Source organism: Bacillus sp. FSL P4-0290 (assembly GCF_037975435.1).
Classification (GTDB): domain Bacteria; phylum Bacillota; class Bacilli; order Bacillales; family Bacillaceae; genus Bacillus; species Bacillus subtilis.
This window is the reverse complement of sequence record NZ_CP150253.1, coordinates 3,742,907-3,759,472: the sequence shown is the minus strand read 5'-3', so window position 1 is coordinate 3,759,472 and position 16,566 is coordinate 3,742,907. Positions and strand designations below refer to the sequence as shown.

Annotated in this window: 21 protein-coding genes and 2 pseudogenes; 15 read left to right on the top strand and 8 right to left on the bottom strand. The window is 44.9% G+C overall.

The annotated features are described in order from the left end of the window. Window positions 1-41: 41 nt before the first annotated feature. The 8 genes and pseudogenes from csbD to MKY10_RS19650 all read left to right on the top strand — a co-directional run bounded on the left by csbD (window position 42) and on the right by MKY10_RS19650 (window position 4,914). Window positions 42-230: a stress response protein CsbD gene (gene csbD, locus MKY10_RS19685; RefSeq protein ID WP_003227718.1), complete on the top strand. Its 189-nt coding sequence runs from the start codon at window positions 42-44 to the stop codon at window positions 228-230. A 212-nt stretch (window positions 231-442) separates the two neighbouring features. After that, window positions 443-611 (top strand): annotated as a pseudogene (locus tag MKY10_RS19680) (urea ABC transporter substrate-binding protein); the annotation flags it as partial. Between the two features lie 310 nt (window positions 612-921). Beyond that, a complete protein-coding gene (locus tag MKY10_RS19675; protein WP_120363539.1) occupies window positions 922-1,080 on the top strand; it encodes a hypothetical protein in 159 nt (52 codons plus the stop codon). A 194-nt stretch (window positions 1,081-1,274) separates the two neighbouring features. Next, window positions 1,275-1,592 carry an urease subunit gamma gene (gene ureA, locus MKY10_RS19670; RefSeq protein ID WP_046160948.1) on the top strand — a complete coding sequence of 106 codons (318 nt, stop codon included), beginning with the start codon at window positions 1,275-1,277 and terminating at the stop codon, window positions 1,590-1,592. Continuing rightward, complete coding sequence (gene ureB / locus MKY10_RS19665; RefSeq protein WP_015251023.1) at window positions 1,589-1,963, top strand: urease subunit beta; 375 nt, start codon at window positions 1,589-1,591, stop codon at window positions 1,961-1,963. The genes ureA and ureB overlap by 4 nt, the downstream gene beginning before the upstream one ends. Continuing rightward, window positions 1,960-3,669, top strand: a complete 1,710-nt coding sequence (ureC, locus tag MKY10_RS19660) for an urease subunit alpha (protein WP_014481168.1) — start codon at window positions 1,960-1,962, stop codon at window positions 3,667-3,669. Before ureB ends, ureC begins: the two co-directional genes overlap by 4 nt. Before the next feature lie 134 nt (window positions 3,670-3,803). Then, on the top strand, window positions 3,804-4,205 hold the full coding sequence (locus tag MKY10_RS19655; protein ID WP_003227734.1) for an Rrf2 family transcriptional regulator: 402 nt from the start codon (window positions 3,804-3,806) through the stop codon (window positions 4,203-4,205). Between the two features lie 67 nt (window positions 4,206-4,272). Further along, the gene (locus MKY10_RS19650; RefSeq protein WP_014481167.1) at window positions 4,273-4,914 is read left to right on the top strand and encodes an NAD(P)-dependent oxidoreductase; all 642 of its coding nucleotides are present in this window, start codon (window positions 4,273-4,275) and stop codon (window positions 4,912-4,914) included. Window positions 4,915-4,948: 34 nt separating this feature from the next. On the opposite strand, the gene MKY10_RS19645 is transcribed toward MKY10_RS19650, so the two are convergent. Next, window positions 4,949-5,332, bottom strand: coding sequence for a DUF5362 family protein (locus MKY10_RS19645; protein WP_003227738.1), 384 nt, complete (start codon window positions 5,330-5,332; stop codon window positions 4,949-4,951). 144 nt (window positions 5,333-5,476) lie between these two features. On the opposite strand from MKY10_RS19645, the gene mta reads away from it, so the two are divergent. Further along, window positions 5,477-6,250 (top strand): transcriptional activator Mta, encoded by a 774-nt coding sequence (gene mta, locus MKY10_RS19640; protein WP_032722680.1) that lies wholly within the window; start codon window positions 5,477-5,479, stop codon window positions 6,248-6,250. Between the two features lie 20 nt (window positions 6,251-6,270). On the opposite strand, the gene cls is transcribed toward mta, so the two are convergent. Beyond that, window positions 6,271-7,719 (bottom strand): cardiolipin synthase, encoded by a 1,449-nt coding sequence (gene cls / locus MKY10_RS19635; RefSeq protein WP_003243311.1) that lies wholly within the window; start codon window positions 7,717-7,719, stop codon window positions 6,271-6,273. A 241-nt stretch (window positions 7,720-7,960) separates the two neighbouring features. Between cls and MKY10_RS19630 the strand changes: the two are divergent. Next, window positions 7,961-8,393, top strand: a pseudogene (locus MKY10_RS19630) (YwnF family protein). Here the strand turns inward: MKY10_RS19630 and MKY10_RS19625 are convergent. The 3 genes from MKY10_RS19625 to MKY10_RS19615 all read right to left on the bottom strand — a co-directional run bounded on the left by MKY10_RS19625 (window position 8,390) and on the right by MKY10_RS19615 (window position 9,665). Beyond that, window positions 8,390-8,521, bottom strand: coding sequence for a hypothetical protein (locus MKY10_RS19625; protein ID WP_032678712.1), 132 nt, complete (start codon window positions 8,519-8,521; stop codon window positions 8,390-8,392). The pseudogene MKY10_RS19630 and the gene MKY10_RS19625 overlap by 4 nt on opposite strands. Window positions 8,522-8,679: 158 nt before the next feature. Beyond that, window positions 8,680-9,177 carry a DUF5362 family protein gene (locus MKY10_RS19620; protein WP_029726050.1) on the bottom strand — a complete coding sequence of 166 codons (498 nt, stop codon included), beginning with the start codon at window positions 9,175-9,177 and terminating at the stop codon, window positions 8,680-8,682. Then, window positions 9,174-9,665 (bottom strand): GNAT family N-acetyltransferase, encoded by a 492-nt coding sequence (locus MKY10_RS19615; protein WP_072692832.1) that lies wholly within the window; start codon window positions 9,663-9,665, stop codon window positions 9,174-9,176. Before MKY10_RS19615 ends, MKY10_RS19620 begins: the two co-directional genes overlap by 4 nt. 141 nt (window positions 9,666-9,806) lie before the next feature. Between MKY10_RS19615 and spoIIQ the strand changes: the two genes are divergently transcribed. Next, window positions 9,807-10,679 (top strand): stage II sporulation protein spoIIQ, encoded by an 873-nt coding sequence (gene spoIIQ, locus MKY10_RS19610; protein ID WP_029726048.1) that lies wholly within the window; start codon window positions 9,807-9,809, stop codon window positions 10,677-10,679. A gap of 110 nt (window positions 10,680-10,789) precedes the next feature. Beyond that, the gene (locus MKY10_RS19605; RefSeq protein ID WP_029726047.1) at window positions 10,790-11,212 is read left to right on the top strand and encodes a VanZ family protein; all 423 of its coding nucleotides are present in this window, start codon (window positions 10,790-10,792) and stop codon (window positions 11,210-11,212) included. A gap of 40 nt (window positions 11,213-11,252) precedes the next feature. Here MKY10_RS19605 and bcrC read toward each other — a convergent pair whose 3' ends face one another. From bcrC to amtB, 3 genes are all read right to left on the bottom strand, one after another. Beyond that, window positions 11,253-11,834, bottom strand: a complete 582-nt coding sequence (bcrC, locus tag MKY10_RS19600) for an undecaprenyl-diphosphate phosphatase BcrC (protein WP_024573494.1) — start codon at window positions 11,832-11,834, stop codon at window positions 11,253-11,255. A gap of 181 nt (window positions 11,835-12,015) precedes the next feature. Further along, window positions 12,016-12,366: a P-II family nitrogen regulator gene (locus MKY10_RS19595; RefSeq protein WP_003221829.1), complete on the bottom strand. Its 351-nt coding sequence runs from the start codon at window positions 12,364-12,366 to the stop codon at window positions 12,016-12,018. 11 nt (window positions 12,367-12,377) lie between these two features. Then, entirely contained in the window at window positions 12,378-13,592 is a 1,215-nt protein-coding gene (amtB, locus tag MKY10_RS19590; protein WP_015251031.1) for an ammonium transporter AmtB, read from the bottom strand. Between the two features lie 281 nt (window positions 13,593-13,873). On the opposite strand from amtB, the gene MKY10_RS19585 reads away from it, so the two are divergent. From MKY10_RS19585 to MKY10_RS19575, 3 genes are all read left to right on the top strand, one after another. After that, window positions 13,874-14,338, top strand: a complete 465-nt coding sequence (locus tag MKY10_RS19585; protein WP_015251032.1) for a hypothetical protein — start codon at window positions 13,874-13,876, stop codon at window positions 14,336-14,338. Window positions 14,339-14,521: 183 nt separating this feature from the next. After that, window positions 14,522-15,091, top strand: a complete 570-nt coding sequence (locus MKY10_RS19580; RefSeq protein WP_015251033.1) for a hydrolase — start codon at window positions 14,522-14,524, stop codon at window positions 15,089-15,091. Further along, a complete protein-coding gene (locus MKY10_RS19575; RefSeq protein ID WP_015251034.1) occupies window positions 15,091-16,449 on the top strand; it encodes an MFS transporter in 1,359 nt (452 codons plus the stop codon). Before MKY10_RS19580 ends, MKY10_RS19575 begins: the two co-directional genes overlap by 1 nt. The last annotated feature ends 117 nt before the right edge of the window (window positions 16,450-16,566 follow it).

The following is a 16,566-nucleotide window of genomic DNA, read 5'->3' as shown; positions in this document are numbered from 1 at the left end:
AAGGTAACAAGTACACACATAATTGAGAGGGGAGAATTAACATGGGTAACGATAGTGTAAAAGACAAAATGAAGGGCGGCTTCAATAAAGCCAAAGGAGAAGTGAAGGATAAAGTCGGAGATATGGCTGACAGAACGGACATGCAGGCTGAAGGCAAAAAAGATAAGGCAAAAGGCGAAATCCAAAAGGATATCGGGAAAGCCAAGGATAAATTTTCAGATAAAGATTAATCGTACGGAAGAGGCAGGAAACGAAATGTTTCTTGTCTTTTTTTGTTCGCTTTTTCTGATGTGAATAAATATAACAAAAAAAGAAGCTGATTTGGTCAAGGTAACTAAATTTTTTAAATATTCTTTGAATTAATAGGCCTCTTCTATATAATAATGACATAAGTTGTAAACTTTTATAACATCATTTGGAGAAATCAAACAAAGGGGTTTTGATGACGGAATGTACTGCACCGAAGAAAGTGTCGGAAGCCAGCGGGAGTGCGAAAAAACAGTTAATATCGACACAAGCGGGATTCAGTGAAGGCCGGGATTCTTCACTCGTTAAGCCGAACGGTGGCGATCAGCGAAATGTCCGTCTATGATGCGGAGTTAATGGCAATAATCGGGTTCTCGGTATCGTGGAGGACGGCGTCTCAGACTGGCCTCCATGCCATGCTTCCGGTTGCGGAGCAAAACAACGGGCTGCCATCAGAAATGTAACGTCTGGTTATGATCAATCGATGGTTTAGCACAGCCTCAACATGGAGGTTCACCCGGGGCAGATTGTCGCTGTATTAGGCCGAAATGGAGTCGGCCAATCCACTTCATAGGCCTGCTTCCGGCTAAACAGGGGGGCTATTTGTTTTAATCAAACGTTTGTTCAAAACGAAAAGGCGGTCAACAGCAGCAGCTTGCAATCGCCAGAGCGCTGATGGTAAATCTGAAAAATATTTTACTTAATAAACAATTGGAAGGAATCCAGATTTTAATTGTCGAACTAGTCAGACAAGTTATTATAGAAATTTCCAGAAAAAAAGACATTTGTTATCTTAGTCGAGCGCAGTCTGGAAAACGCGTTAATCTGTGCTGACTATCTTTCTGTGATCGACAGGGGAACGGTTGTTGACCATGGCAAGGCTGATGAAGAAACGGCATGCCGCTTTGAAAGGCATCTTACCGTATGACCCCCATTCTCGAAGAAAGGGAGGTGATGTCCCGCCTGACTGTTCCGCAAATTCGTAGTAGCCGCATCTGCTTTATATGACAAAAGAAGGAGGACTACAGATGAAACTGACACCGGTTGAACAAGAGAAATTGCTCATTTTTGCAGCGGGGGAATTAGCCAAACAGCGAAAGGCGCGGGGCGTTCTGCTGAACTATCCTGAGGCTGCTGCTTATATCACCTGCTTTATTATGGAAGGCGCACGTGATGGGAAGGGAGTAGCAGAGCTGATGGAAGCCGGCCGCCATGTATTAACGGAAAAAGATGTGATGGAGGGTGTCCCTAAGATGCTGGACAGCATTCAGGTGGAGGCCACATTTCCGGATGGAGTAAAGCTTGTTACGGTACATCAGCCAATTTCTGCGGAGGTGAAGTCATGAAGCCGGGAGCATTTCAAATTGCTGAGGGAACCATTACGATTAATGAAGGCCGTGAGATACGGGAGGTAACGGTAAAAAACACCGGATCACGCTCCATTCAAGTCGGTTCGCATTTTCATTTTGCGGAGGCCAACGGGGCTTTATTATTTGACCGTGAACTGGCGATAGGCATGCGTCTTGATGTTCCATCAGGCACGTCGGTCCGTTTTGAGCCGGGAGAGCAGAAAACGGTCTCACTAGTGGAAATCAGAGGACGCAAGACAATTAAAGGGCTGAACGGAATGGCCGACACGTTTATCGATGAACGCGGCAAAGAAAAAACGTTGGCCAACTTAAAACAAGCCGGCTGGATGGAGGGTGTAATCCGATGAAAATGTCACGGGAGGAATATGCGGAACTGTTTGGCCCGACAACGGGCGATAAAATCAGATTGGGCGACACGGATTTATGGATCGAAGTCGAAAAGGATTTCACAGTATACGGTGAAGAAATGATCTTTGGCGGCGGAAAAACAATCCGCGACGGCATGGGCCAAAACGGCAGAATCACAGGGAAGGACGGCGCTTTGGATTTAGTTATCACCAACGTCGTGCTATTGGATTACACAGGCATTGTCAAAGCGGATGTCGGTGTGAAAGACGGCCGGATTGTCGGTGTCGGAAAAAGCGGAAATCCTGATATCATGGATGGAGTCGATCCGCACATGGTCATCGGAGCGGGGACAGAGGTGATTTCCGGTGAAGGCAAAATTTTAACAGCCGGGGGAGTGGACACGCACATTCATTTTATTTGTCCTCAGCAGATGGAAGTTGCGCTTTCTTCGGGTGTGACAACCCTTTTGGGAGGCGGAACAGGACCCGCAACAGGCAGCAAAGCGACAACATGTACATCCGGCGCGTGGTATATGGCAAGGATGCTGGAAGCGGCCGAGGAGTTTCCGATCAATGTCGGCTTCTTAGGAAAAGGGAATGCATCCGATAAAGCGCCGCTGATCGAGCAGGTGGAAGCAGGCGCCATCGGCCTTAAGCTTCATGAAGACTGGGGCACGACGCCAAGCGCCATTAAAACGTGTATGGAAGTCGTGGACGAGGCTGATATTCAAGTTGCCATCCATACCGATACGCTTAACGAAGCGGGCTTTTTGGAAAACACGCTCGACGCGATCGGGGACCGGGTCATTCATACTTATCACATTGAAGGTGCAGGCGGCGGCCATGCCCCGGATATTATGAAGCTCGCTTCTTACGCGAACATTCTGCCGTCATCTACAACGCCAACCATTCCTTATACCGTTAATACGATGGATGAGCATCTTGACATGATGATGGTCTGCCACCATTTAGATGCGAAAGTGCCTGAAGATGTGGCGTTCAGCCATTCCAGAATCAGGGCTGCGACGATTGCCGCGGAGGATATTCTCCATGATATCGGTGCGATCAGCATGACATCATCGGATTCCCAAGCGATGGGGCGGGTCGGTGAAGTGATCATCCGAACATGGCAGGTAGCCGATAAAATGAAAAAACAGCGCGGCGCTCTTGCCGGCGAAAACGGAAATGACAATGTGCGCGCAAAACGGTACATTGCCAAATACACGATTAATCCGGCAATTACGCACGGGCTCAGCCATGAAGTCGGCTCGGTGGAAAAAGGGAAGCTTGCTGATCTCGTTCTGTGGGACCCGGTATTTTTCGGCGTAAAACCGGAACTGGTCTTAAAGGGCGGCATGATTGCACGTGCGCAAATGGGAGATCCGAACGCGTCCATCCCGACTCCTGAACCGGTTTTCATGCGCCAAATGTATGCGTCTTACGGAAAAGCCAACCGCTCAACCTCGATTACATTTATGTCTCAGGCAAGCATAGAGCGTGGTGTGGCGGAAAGCTTAGGGCTGGAAAAAAGGATTTCTCCAGTCAAAAATATCAGAAAGCTGAGCAAGCTGGATATGAAGCTGAATTCGGCTTTGCCGAAGATTGAGATTGATCCAAAAACCTATCAGGTCTTTGCTGACGGGGAGGAATTGTCTTGCCAGCCTGTCGATTATGTCCCCCTTGGACAAAGATATTTCTTATTCTGATAAGACGCGGCCGGAGTGCATCCGGCCGTTCTATTGACTAAAAACGGTGCACAAAACCCGTGTATTTAGTGTATATTAGATGTTGACAAACGAATCAAATGTAACTATTATAGTTACAACGGTGGTGAAAAAACATGATTAACAGCCGTCTTGCTGTTGCCATTCATATTTTATCCCTCATCTCGATGGATGAAAAAACATCTTCAGAAATCATTGCAGACAGTGTCAACACGAATCCGGTAGTTGTGCGAAGAATGATCAGCCTGCTGAAAAAAGCTGATATTCTCACATCACGCGCCGGGGTGCCGGGTGCAAGCCTCAAAAAAGATCCTGCTGATATTTCTCTTTTAGAAGTGTACCGGGCTGTCCAAAAGCAAGAAGAACTCTTTGCGGTTCATGAAAACCCGAATCCGAAATGTCCGGTAGGGAAAAAAATTCAGAACGCTCTGGATGAAACGTTTGAAAGTGTGCAAAGAGCGATGGAAAATGAACTGGCAAGCAAGTCATTAAAAGATGTTATGAATCATCTCTTTTAATCAAAAGGGATGACTTCTCACCGCTAACATGTAACTAAAATTGTTACAAATAAGGAGGAAATGAAAAATGAAAATTGGTATTATAGGCGCAAGCGGGAAAGCGGGAAACGAGATTTTGAAAGAAGCGAAAACAAGAGACCATGAAGTGACAGCCATCGTCAGAAACGCTTCAAAAGTGCAGGAGCAGGACGTAGCGGTTTTGGAGAAAGATGTGTTTGAACTGACTGTGGAAGACATCAAGCCTTTCGACGCGGTCGTAAACGCTTTTGGAGCAGCACCCGGCCAAGAACATCTTCATGTTGAAGCAGGAAGAGCACTCATCAGCATTTTAAAGGACGCGAAGCACACAAGATTGCTTGTTGTTGGCGGAGCGGGAAGCCTGTTTGTTGATGAAGCCAAAACAACCCGTTTAATGGATACGCCGGAATTTCCGAAAGAATATTTGCCAACTGCATCAAATCAAGGCGAGAACCTGAAAGATTTGCAGCAGACAGACTCCATTTCCTGGACGTTCCTCAGTCCTGCGGCATTTTTTGATCCAGCAGGAAAACGGACTGGCTCTTACCAAAAAGGAAAAGACAATGTCATCGTAAATGCAAAAGGCGGCAGCTATATCAGCTATGCAGATTATGCCATTGCCGTGTTGGACGAGCTTGAACATCCCGAACACAAAAATGAACGCTTCACAGTGGTAAGCGAAGCGGAATAATAAAAAACCCGGAGCCAGCTCCGGGTTTTTCTCATTAATAAGTGCTGTACGTATCGCTGAAAAGGCCATCAGCAATCCCAAGCATTAAAAAGATGAAGAAGGCGATAATCGCAAGAATGGATACAGCAATGCTTACGATCAAATAAATCCCTTGCATCTTTACGAATTTCGCGTAATTCTCCAGCATTAAGTCTTCAGACTGTCCGCTATTGTGTTCAGCCATTTGGCCTGCTTCCCTAGCTGACCTCATCAAAAAGATACCGGAAATAATTTGCAGTACGCCTGGCACGGCACCGATTAGAAAAAAGAACGCGCCTGAAAGCGCGGTAATTGCGCCCATAATAATAAATAAAATGCCTGTAGCTTTTCCCCATTTCGAAATGCTGATGAGGGTTTTGTTCATTGTTTCAGGATTCATGTATACTGGCTCCCCTTTACAAAAAAATACTCACTTTTCTTTTATACACTATTTGTGAGAAGTTTTGTATATAGAAAATAACATTTTGGGGATTGACCCTAACGTTGCGTGATTGTTTACGATAAAAAAGAGGAGGTGTTATGTATGAAATATCAAGTTAAACAAGTGGCGGAGATATCAGGCGTTAGCATTCGGACGCTTCATCACTATGACAATATTGAGCTTCTGAATCCTTCAGCGCTTACTGATGCTGGGTATCGTTTGTACAGTGACGCAGACCTGGAAAGACTGCAGCAGATTTTATTTTTCAAGGAAATCGGGTTTCGTCTGGATGAGATTAAAGAGATGCTGGATCATCCGAATTTTGACCGGAAAGCGGCACTTCAGTCGCAAAAGGAGATATTGATGAAGAAAAAACAAAGAATGGATGAGATGATTCAAACAATTGACAGGACGCTTTTGTCCGTTGATGGAGGGGAAACGATGAATAAGAGAGATTTATTTGCCGGATTAAGCATGAAAGACATTGAAGAGCACCAGCAGACATACGCTGATGAAGTCAGAAAGCTGTATGGAAAGGAAATCGCAGAAGAAACAGAGAAAAGGACATCTGCATACTCGGCAGATGATTGGCGCTCGATCATGGCTGAATTTGATTCGATTTACAGACGAATTGCGGCGCGAATGAAGCATGGGCCCGATGATGCAGAGGTTCAGGCCGCAGTGGGGGCATTTCGCGATCATATTTGCCAATATCATTACGATTGCACACTCGACATTTTCAGAGGACTCGGGGAAGTGTATATCACTGACGAGCGATTTACCGATTCAATCAATCAATATGGAGAAGGTCTTGCCGCTTTTTTGCGGGAGGCGATCATCATTTACTGTGACCATCAGGAAAACCCCCGGCCGTAAAGGCTGGGGGTTTTCGCATCTTATAAGATCGGCGACAACAGCCGCGAGACGGATTCTTTTATTCGAATCCACAACGGGCGCTGCAGATACTCCTCATAGGTGAATTTTCTGGATACTAGCAAATCTTCTTTAAAAGTTGAAACCAGTTTTTTAGCAATGGTGATATCGTAAATAAATGCATTAACCTCAAAATTCAGCCTGAAGCTTCGGACATCAATGTTCGCTGTGCCGACTGAAGCGATTTCGTCATCCACCACGATGGTTTTCGCGTGAATAAAGCCGTTATCGTAAATATAGACAGTGGCTCCGGCTTTCAGCAGATCGCCGATATACGAAAGTGTCGCCCAGTATACAAAGGCGTGATCGGGCTTGTTCGGAATCATAATGTTAACGTCAATGCCCGAAAGGCAAGCGATCCTTAAAGCATCCAGCAGGCTTGCATCTGGGATAAAATAAGGTGTTTGTATCAAAATGGAACGCTTGGCGTTCGAAATCATTTTGATGTAGCCATTTTTAATTTGTTCCCATTCCGAATCAGGGCCGCTTGTGACAATCTGCATCCCGACGTTGCCTTTTGGGCCGTAATCAGGAAAGTGATTTGGAATATATGTCAGCGTATGGTGATGAGAAGCTTGGTTCCAGTCAAGGATGAATCGTGTTTGGATGGCGTGCACGGCCGTTCCTTGCAGTCGGATATGCGTATCCCGCCAATAACCGAATTTCGGATTAAGCCCTAGATACTCATCTCCGACGTTAAAGCCTCCGACATAACCGGTCATTCCGTCTATGATCACAAGCTTTCGATGGTTTCGGTAATTCAGCCGCAGGTTAATCGGCCTGAGCTTTGACGGGAAAAAGACCTCCACATGCCCGCCAGCCTCGCGAAGCTCTTTAAAAAACTTTTTTCTCAGCGTTCTGGACCCGAGTTCATCATAAAGCACTCTGACCTGAACACCTTCTTTTGCCTTTTGGATGAGAGCGTCCCGCAATTTTTTGCCTAATTCATCGCCTTTATAAATATAATACTGTAAATGGATATGATCCTTAGCCTTTGAAATGTCACTCAGCAGCCGCTGAAATTTATCCCGTCCATCTGTAATGACGTCAACTGAATTATCCTCTGTAAACACAGCATGGTTATTCATAATCAGCATATAAATTAAATCTTTGTTATCAAAGGTTGCCCGGTTGTTAAACTGGAATTGCTTGGTTTCTAAATCTTCAAGCTGATGCTTCAGCAGCCTTTCAATTCCAATCTTTTTCCGGTCTTCCCATTGAAACAAATGCTTGCGTCTGAGATTATGGCCGAATAATAAGTATAAAATAAAGCCTAAAACGGGAATAAAGAAAAGAACAAGCAGCCACGCCCAAGATGCACTGGCATCGCGCCGTTCTTTGAAGATGACAATGATGGCCAAAAGAATATTTAAAATGAAAAAAAGTGATAAAAGGATGGAAGAAATACTCACTTTGTAACCCCGCTCATTCATATTTATCAAGAAGATTGCCATTAGTATTCCATGAATAACAGTGATCTGATTCCCATTACAAATTATAACACTCACATTTTAAAAGAATAAAGAGCGGCGATCCAGATTCTTCGTGAAAAATACGGGCAGATTTCTTTAAAACCAGCTTGCACCTGCGTTAAAATAAACACATATGTAACGTTCGTGAAGCTTGAAACATCAAATAAAGGGGGAGGATTATATGAACTTTTACAGAGTCGAACAAATGCCGGGGTTCACAAACAGAAATGCAAAAAATTCAAAAGGCCGTACAGCCTTTCATGAAAAAAACCGTCATTTACCGTTTTCTTGCTATTCCGCTTGCTGCGTTCTCTCTCTTTAATTTAGCTGCTTTTCTATTTCATGCTTCAGCTGACAGGGAGTCCCTGATCAGCGCAGGCATATTCGCCATTTTGGCGGCGCTCGGGCTCGCATTTTTTAAAGAGGCAGGCTATCAGCATAAACAAATCCAAAAAACGGTTCACATCTATATGCTGAACAGGATCAAAAAGAGCGAAATCCTTTCAGAAGAGCGGAAAAGCTCCTACGCACGACAAATAAAGGAAGAGCCTTTTGCGATGCGGAGTTTTGTTGAATTTTTGACTGAGGAAGACAGACGCAAAAAAATGTATTAAAGAAGAGATGCACCCGGATTTCTGGGATTTTCCAGACGATCCGGGTGTGTTTTTTTGCATGCAGACACCCGAAATAAAAAGTGCGGTTTCGGATTGATTCCGACTTCATCCGTTTTTTTGATATTCATTTCTGGGTAACAGCGTTGCTTTGTTGATTTCCACTACTAGAGATGTCTATTGTATGCTTGCTTCAGGATTTGGTGTTTACGCCGGCCTGCTTTGAATAGTCAAATAAAATAGGCATGGTTCCGTTTATATGGAACGCATGCCCTGTCCTGTCTCATCATTATTCAAACACCGGATCATCCTCATAATAATAGGAATCCGGATCTTCATACGAAGGCGTGTTCTCAAAAGCAGCAATGCCGATTACCACCAGCACGAAAATGGCTACAATGATCCCGATCAGGACAGTAACGATACTGGATGCTGCATAAAACAGCTGCATTTTTATAAATGTCCCGTAATTTTCAAGCATGCTTTCGCCAGCGCTGCCGGCTAGATTTCCTTCGGCTTCCGCGGCTGCTTTTGCTGAGCGCATCAAAAATACGCCTGATATAATGAGCAGTACGCCCGGGATGGCGCCAATCACTGTCATCAAAGCAGACAGAGTGACAAGCGATCCCATAATGATTAACAAGATGCCAGAAATTTTGCCCCACTTGGCAATGTCGGATAGCGACTTGACAGCGGAGGCGCTCAGCTGGCGGGTCTCCTGTTCAACAAGGCTATTTTCTTCATTATGATTTTCAATTTCGTTTTCATCTTTATCCAGACTAATCATGAAAGCTCTCTCCCTAAAATTTTTAAATCGTATCTTTTTCCGTCCATTTCGGCGATGCCGGGGAATAGTCCCCATTCTGCAAACCCGTGCTTTTCAAACAGCTTCAGGCTTGGTTTATTATGCCCGAAAATGAAGGCCATAAGTGAGCGGATGCCAAGATTCGGGGCAATGCGGAGCGCTTCTTGAAGCAAATATGATCCAACACCTTTGCCGCGGCATGCTTCGTCAATGTATATGCTGACCTCCGCTGTTTTATTATAGGCTGGCCTTCCATAAAATGTTTCAAAGCTGATCCAGGCAGCGACGTTTCCGTTTTCGTCCTCGGCCACATAGAGCGGGCGTGACTCTGTATGTCCCAAAAACCATTCCATCCGGTCTTCAGGAGTTACCGGTTCGGTATCGGCTGTTACCATTCGAGAAGCAATCGTTGAATTATAAATCGCCACAACAGCCTCCAAGTCTTTATGTTCAGCAAGACGCAATGTCATGTTCATACGTTTTTGGCACTCCTCTCAAAAAAAATACATATTTTCGTTCAGTCTGTGCAAACTACATCTAAAAAAGTTTTTTTGGATAGGTTGTATATATTTTCAGAAAAGTGTTCAGAATGTTGCTGAGGTGATGAAACAATGAGAGAGGAAGAAAAGAAAACTTCTCAAGTCAAAAAACTTCAGCAGTTTTTTCGTAAACGCTGGGTGTTCCCTGCAATTTACTTAGTCAGTGCGGCCGTCATTTTAACAGCTGTCCTTTGGTATCAATCAGTTTCAAATGATGAGGTAAAGGATCAGTTGGCTGATAACGGCGGAAAATCCGCATATGACAACAACGACGATGCAGTTGAAGTAGGAAAGTCAATGGAAAATGTCGCAATGCCGGTTGTTGATTCTGAAAACGTTTCTGTTGTGAAAAAGTTCTATGAAACCGATGCCGCAAAAGAAGAGAAAGAAGCAGCACTCGTTACCTATAATAACACGTACAGCCTAAGCAAAGGAATTGACTTAGCTGAGAAAGACGGGAAAGATTTCGATGTCTCTGCTTCTCTGAGCGGTACGGTTGTTAAAGCTGAAAAAGATCCAGTGCTGGGATATGTTGTGGAAGTAGAACATGCCGACGGTTTATCGACTGTGTATCAATCTCTTTCCGAAGTAAGCGTTGAGCAAGGTGACAAAGTAAAACAAAATCAAGTGATCGGAAAATCTGGCAAGAACCTTTACAGTGAAGACAGCGGAAACCACGTGCACTTTGAAATCCGTAAAGATGGGGTCGCAATGAATCCGTTAAACTTTATGGACAAACCAGTTTCTTCTATTGAAAAAGCAGCAGCTGCTGAAGAAAAAGCTGCCACCCAAGAAACAGAAGAATCCATTCAGCAATCTTCCGAGAAAAAGGACGGATCAACTGAAAAAGGAACAGAAGAAAAATCCGGTGAGAAAAAGGATGATTCGACTGACAAATCTGGTTCTAAAGAAAGCAGCACAACAGAAGACACTGAACAGTCTTAATGAATAAAACGTCTATCCTTGTGATGGGCGTTTTTTTCTGTTACTTTTTGCTTTGTTTTACCGTCTATGTAGTTACATGTAGGCACGTACGTTATAAAGGAGGTTATGTCATGAACCGCCTATTGCTCGCAGGCTGGATCTTTTTTATCCTGCTCTCTGTCTGTACGGAAAGCTTCAGCGGCATGGTCGTGTCACAAACGGTGGCTTTTCATTTTCAGCCGCACCCTGATATGTCTCGTTTTTTAGACATGGATTTTACAGAGCTTGCTATACCTGAAGCGCTTATTCAAAAAATCGGGCACGCGTTTTCCTTCTTTGTGCTGACCTATTTGCTGTGGAAACAGCGGGGCAGCATAAGATCAGCTGCAGCCGGCTCATTCGCGTTTGCTTTTTTCACAGAAGTTCTTCAGCTCTTCTTCAGCAGGAATGGTTGTATCCGGGATGTGCTCATCGATGCTGTTGGAATTGGATTGTTTTATGGTTTATATGTGTTGGCGAAGCGAAGAAAACAAGAGATGTATGAGAAATATTAAAGCCGGCTGTCTTGGTTAAAGACGCCGGCTTTTGTCTTTCTTAGAAATTTTGATCGGTTGGTTTTTTCGTCAGTTTATTGATAATGGTTTCATAAATCCTTACGACCAAATCGACGAACGGGCGGAGCAGATCTGAAAATCTAAAGAAAAGGAACCCGATAATGATGGCGACAACGAGGCTGCCCAATACATCTACCGGATAGTGATGTCCCACCCAAATTCTCGAAAAGCCTGTCAAAAGCCCAAAAATGACAAGCGGCCAGCCGATTTTGCGGTTTCTGAAAAGCATCGCAATAGAAATCGCTAATGCACCTGTCGTGTGGTCACTTGGAAATGAAGCATCCGCAGCATGCGGAATCAGTGTATGCACTGTATGCGCAACGAACGGGCGCGGTTCGAAATAAACAAGCGTAATCAAATAGTTGATCACAAGGCCTGCAATTCCTGTGATGCCTGCGTATAGCACATGTTTTCTGCTTTGTGTGTTCCCAAACAGCCAGATTGCCAATAGGATAAGGGCATAGGCGACAATGGCATATTCCGTGATGAAGACCATAATGGAATCGAGAACTGAATTGTGATGAGATAGTCCATGGATTGCTTTAAAAATTTCGTAGTTCAAATAATCACCTTTTACATTTTTATATTTAGTAGACTAATCTTACTCATGAAAAGTTTCAAATAAAAATAGAGATTGTCTGAAATAACGGCGCTTGAAGAGAATTCGAAGAGGAATCGCGGTTTCTGGGGGGGATTCTGTGCACAAAAAAAGAGATCCGGAGTGTCCGAATCTCGTACCGATATTAAAGTGCTTCAGGTCCTTCTTCGCCTGTGCGGATGTTGATCGTATTGCTGATTTCATAGACAAATATTTTACCGTCACCCGGTGATCCCGTTTTCAGCACCCTTTTAGCGGTCTCAGTCACTTGATCAACAGGAACCTTGCTGACCACAATTTCTATTTTTAAACGCTCGTATACATTGCTTTCTATTTTTACCCCTCGATAGAGCTCCGTATGTGCTTTTTGAAGGCCGCAGCCGTGTACATTGGAGAAAGTCAGAGAGGTCACTCCGATTTTTCCGAGTTCCTGCTTCAGCTTTTCAAAATTTGCCGGACGCGTTACAATTTCTACCTTGAACATTTGACCGCTCATAGCGTCACTCCTCACATAGAATCTTGATATGCTTTTTCCCCGTGCATCGTTAAGTCAAGCCCAAGTGACTCTTCTTCTTCAGTTGCGCGAAGGGGAAGGAAGAGGCTTACAAATTTAATAATAACGAAAGTGACAATAAATACAAAAACATAAGTGGCGGCGATGGCGACGATTTGTTTCCAGATTAAGCTTGCATCACCGTAAAATAACCCATCTGCGCCCGCTGAGTTAACAGAGGTTGTTGCGAATAATCCTGTTGCGATTCCGCCCCATGTGCCGCCGATCCCGTGCAGGCCAAAGGCGTCAAGCGCGTCGTCGTATCCGAATTTCTTTTTAAGCGAGAATACGCCCCAGAAACAAACTGCCCCGCCGATGATGCCGATAATAATAGAAGCGAACGGTGTGACAAATCCGGCAGCCGGCGTAATGGCGACAAGCCCGGCGATTGCACCAGATACCGCTCCGAGCATTGTCGGTTTTTTGTTAATGATCCATTCTACTAAGATCCAGCCGGCGATCCCGGCTGCAGCCGCGGTGTTTGTGTTGATGAACGCGTACATGGCTACACCATCTAAAGTCAAAGCGCTGCCGACGTTAAAGCCGAACCAGCCGAACCAAATCAAAGCTCCTCCTAAGAAGGTGTAAATGAGGTTATGCGGAGAAGACGCTGTGCCGTCTTTCCGTTTGCCGAGCACAATGGCAAGAACAAGTCCTGCCACCCCGGAGGAAATATGAACAACATTGCCGCCAGCGAAATCGAGCGCTCCAAGCTGGCCGATCCAGCCGCCGCCCCATACCCAGTGCGCTACGGGTGTGTAAACCAAAGAGGCCCATAAAACCGAGAATAAAAGAAAAGCGCCGAATCGCATCCGCTCTGCGAAGGCCCCGGAAATAATCGCTGTAGTCAGAACGGCGAACGTCATTTGGAACATCATAAATAACGAGTGGGGGATGGTATCGCTGTAATCTCCCGGATCAAATCCGACCCCTTTGAGGCCGGCCCACTCCAGCCCGCCGATGATTGAATTGCCTGGTGCGAAGGCAAGTGTATATCCGAACAGCACCCAAACGATGGAAACGATGGCAATGGAAGAGAAACTGTGCATGGCAGTGCTCAGCACATTTTTGCTCTTTACCATTCCTCCATAAAATAACGCTAATCCCGGGGTCATCAGCCACACGAGTAAAGCGCAAAAGAACATAAAAACTGTATCGCCCATTTGCATGTCTCATTCCTCCGTATCTTTCAGAATAAAAAGCAATTATTATATTTCTTCATTATAGAGAAAAAAGAATGATAAAACATTTTCATGTAAGATTTCCTGACATGGTTTTTGAGAAATGTTATCGAGGGACGGAAAGAAAGGAGAACGGCATTTTTTACGATATAAGACTTTGTATCTATAAAAGAAGCTATTCATATGAGCAGAAAAGGGAATTGACATTAATTAGAATACTCTATACTGTATTAAGTGTACTACATCAAATAATACACTGAGGGGGATGTATGATGAAGAAAGGCGGCAGGCTGAGGAGAGCATTACGCAAGTCGATTCCTGCGACGTTCCGATTGTTTTTAGCCTTTAATTTTTTCGTGTACGGTCTGGCGAAAGTGGTGATTGGCCAGTTTGGCGAGGTGACGCCTGAAATCGAGGCGGCTGCCGGGAAGGGGTTTACGATCGCGTGGACATTTTTCGGTTATTCTCATGTCTATGAACTGTTTATAGGTTTTGGTGAAATCCTGGCAGCTGTTTTATTACTGATTCCGCGAACGGCTGCATTAGGGGCGGTTATTTTTATGCCCATTATTGTGAACATCGTCTTGATTAACTATTGTTTTGATATTGGCGTGCAGGATCTTAGCACGATATTAATGGTTATGTGTCTTCTCCTGCTTTGGATGGACCGCCGCAAATTCATGGGCATTTTTAGGCAGGAACCGATAGACAGCAGGCAGGTGATGAAGCGATGACGCCCCTTATGATTACTGTCCTTGCCGGTTTGTTCGTATGCACAACCTGTTACTACTACATAAAAGAAAAATCATGAGAAAACGCTCCTTCTGAGAATTTCACAAGCATCATAAAAGAACTTAGGCAGTGTGAAGAGTAAAATATGCAATGTGAGAAACACTAACAGTATCAGGAGGAGACGTATGATGAATACACTCAACATTGATTTTCAAAAAACAGCATTGGTTATCATTGATTTACAAAAGGGAATTGTGCCGATTGATCAAAGCGGCCAGGTTGTCCCGAACGCGAAAAAGCTCGTAGATGAATTTCGGAAACATAACGGGTTCATCAGCTTTGTAAATGTAGCCTTTCATGATGGAGCGGACGCCCTGAAGCCGCAAACGGATGAGCCTGCGCAGGGAGGTTCAGGGAAAATGCCTGCGGACTGGGCCGAATTTGTTCCGGAAATCGGTGTGCAGGATGGCGATTATACTGTGACAAAACGGCAATGGGGTGCTTTTTTTGGCACAGATTTAGACTTGCAGCTGAGACGTCGCGGCATTGATACGATTGTATTGTGCGGCATCGCAACGAATATCGGGGTGGAAAGCACAGCACGGGAGGCATTTCAGCTTGGCTATCAGCAGATTTTTATTACAGATGCCATGTCCACATTTAGCGATGAAGAGCATGAAGCCACACTGCGCTTTATTTTCCCGAGAATCGGTAAATCGCGGACAACGGAAGAGTTTCTGGAACAAGTGAAATGATGTTGTCGAAAAAAAGCCGGGCTGTTTTTTTAACAGCGGTGGCTTCGGGAACAATGCTGAATCCGCTGAACTCGTCTATGATCTCTCTTGCGCTCCATAGCATCCAGCATGAGTTTCACCTCTCGTTTACAACGGTTTCCTGGCTGATTTCCTCGTTTTACTTGGCGAGTGCCGTAGCGCAGCCGGTTACGGGAAAGCTCGGTGATTTGATTGGGCGGAAACGCTTGTTTTTATTCGGGCTTATTCTTGTTGCGGTTTCTGCCATCGGGGCGCCGTTTGCGCCGACGTTTATGACATTATTGGTCATGCGGCTGTTTCAATCGGTGGGGAGCAGCGCGATTTATCCGTCAGGTGTCGGCTTGATTCGGAATCATATTCATGAGCGCCAAGCTTCAGCCTTGGCTGTACTCTCTATTTTTGCGTCCGCCATGACGGCGCTGGGGCCGACAGTCGGCGGTTTTTTGATTGTATGGGGAGGCTGGCCGGCGATCTTTATCGTTAATTTGCCGTTTATTATCCTCAGCTTCTTATTGGGCCTGTATATGTTCCCGAAAGATCAGAAAAAAGGGGCAGGAATCAAAACCATTATTCAGCAGCTCGACATTCTTGGAATTGTTTTATTTGCCGGGGGAATCATTTTCCTTCTATCCTTTTTGCTGTCGTTCAGCACGTCGCCGCATGCGGTTGAAGGTGTGCTTGGCTTGCTTCTGCTCTGTGCGTTTGTCTGGCGCGAGCTGAAAACGGATAAGCCGTTTATTGATGTCCGTCTGTTTAAAACACAGCGAAACCTGTCAGCCGTGTATGTTCAGTTTATTTTATTGAATGTTTTCTTCTATTGTTTATTTTTTGGTTTGCCAAGTTACTTTCAGGATGAAATGCATCTTTCTGTTCAAACGAGCGGCCTGTTTATGCTGTTTATGTCTGGAATGAGCATCGTTGTGTCACCTCTAACCGGCAAATGGATCGACCGATCTGGTGTCGTCAAGCCGATCTTTGTGGGAGCACTTTTGATGACGGCTGGAGCCGTGCTCTTAACCATCTTTTTTATCAATGTCCAGATCATCGGTAAAGGGCTCATTCTGTCGCTCTTGGGTATAGGCTACGGACTGGGCAATGTCGCGCTTCAGGCAGCGATGCTGAAAACGAGTCCTTCCAACATGGTAGGAACGACTTCAGGCCTGTTTCAAACCTGCCGTTACCTAGGATCTATTTTGTCTTCGGTGATCCTTGGCATTCTTTTTGGTAAAGAAATCACGGCAGCCCATTTTGATATGATGGGAATCATTATGATCATAGCGGGCGGAGCAAGCCTATTAATGGCTGTGAGATTTGCTGCATTAATGAAAACTGCATCTTAAGAAAGAGACGGGCTCTGAGGTCTGTCTCTTTTTCTTGTTTAAGCTGTTCAAATACAAACGGGAAAATTGTATATCATAGCCAGTGTTATTGTCTGACTCTTCAGTTATATTAAGTGA

Coding starts and splice junctions, on each gene's coding strand:
- csbD (WP_003227718.1), top strand. CDS start 42: ATGGGTAACGATAGTGTAAAAGACAAAATGAAGGGCGGCTTCAATAAA.
- MKY10_RS19675 (WP_120363539.1), top strand. CDS start 922: ATGGTAAATCTGAAAAATATTTTACTTAATAAACAATTGGAAGGAATC.
- ureA (WP_046160948.1), top strand. CDS start 1,275: ATGAAACTGACACCGGTTGAACAAGAGAAATTGCTCATTTTTGCAGCG.
- ureB (WP_015251023.1), top strand. CDS start 1,589: ATGAAGCCGGGAGCATTTCAAATTGCTGAGGGAACCATTACGATTAAT.
- ureC (WP_014481168.1), top strand. CDS start 1,960: ATGAAAATGTCACGGGAGGAATATGCGGAACTGTTTGGCCCGACAACG.
- MKY10_RS19655 (WP_003227734.1), top strand. CDS start 3,804: ATGATTAACAGCCGTCTTGCTGTTGCCATTCATATTTTATCCCTCATC.
- MKY10_RS19650 (WP_014481167.1), top strand. CDS start 4,273: ATGAAAATTGGTATTATAGGCGCAAGCGGGAAAGCGGGAAACGAGATT.
- MKY10_RS19645 (WP_003227738.1), bottom strand. CDS start 5,332: ATGAATCCTGAAACAATGAACAAAACCCTCATCAGCATTTCGAAATGG.
- mta (WP_032722680.1), top strand. CDS start 5,477: ATGAAATATCAAGTTAAACAAGTGGCGGAGATATCAGGCGTTAGCATT.
- MKY10_RS19625 (WP_032678712.1), bottom strand. CDS start 8,521: ATGAATATCAAAAAAACGGATGAAGTCGGAATCAATCCGAAACCGCAC.
- MKY10_RS19620 (WP_029726050.1), bottom strand. CDS start 9,177: ATGATTAGTCTGGATAAAGATGAAAACGAAATTGAAAATCATAATGAA.
- MKY10_RS19615 (WP_072692832.1), bottom strand. CDS start 9,665: ATGACATTGCGTCTTGCTGAACATAAAGACTTGGAGGCTGTTGTGGCG.
- spoIIQ (WP_029726048.1), top strand. CDS start 9,807: ATGAGAGAGGAAGAAAAGAAAACTTCTCAAGTCAAAAAACTTCAGCAG.
- MKY10_RS19605 (WP_029726047.1), top strand. CDS start 10,790: ATGAACCGCCTATTGCTCGCAGGCTGGATCTTTTTTATCCTGCTCTCT.
- MKY10_RS19595 (WP_003221829.1), bottom strand. CDS start 12,366: ATGAGCGGTCAAATGTTCAAGGTAGAAATTGTAACGCGTCCGGCAAAT.
- amtB (WP_015251031.1), bottom strand. CDS start 13,592: ATGCAAATGGGCGATACAGTTTTTATGTTCTTTTGCGCTTTACTCGTG.
- MKY10_RS19585 (WP_015251032.1), top strand. CDS start 13,874: ATGATGAAGAAAGGCGGCAGGCTGAGGAGAGCATTACGCAAGTCGATT.
- MKY10_RS19580 (WP_015251033.1), top strand. CDS start 14,522: ATGATGAATACACTCAACATTGATTTTCAAAAAACAGCATTGGTTATC.
- MKY10_RS19575 (WP_015251034.1), top strand. CDS start 15,091: ATGTTGTCGAAAAAAAGCCGGGCTGTTTTTTTAACAGCGGTGGCTTCG.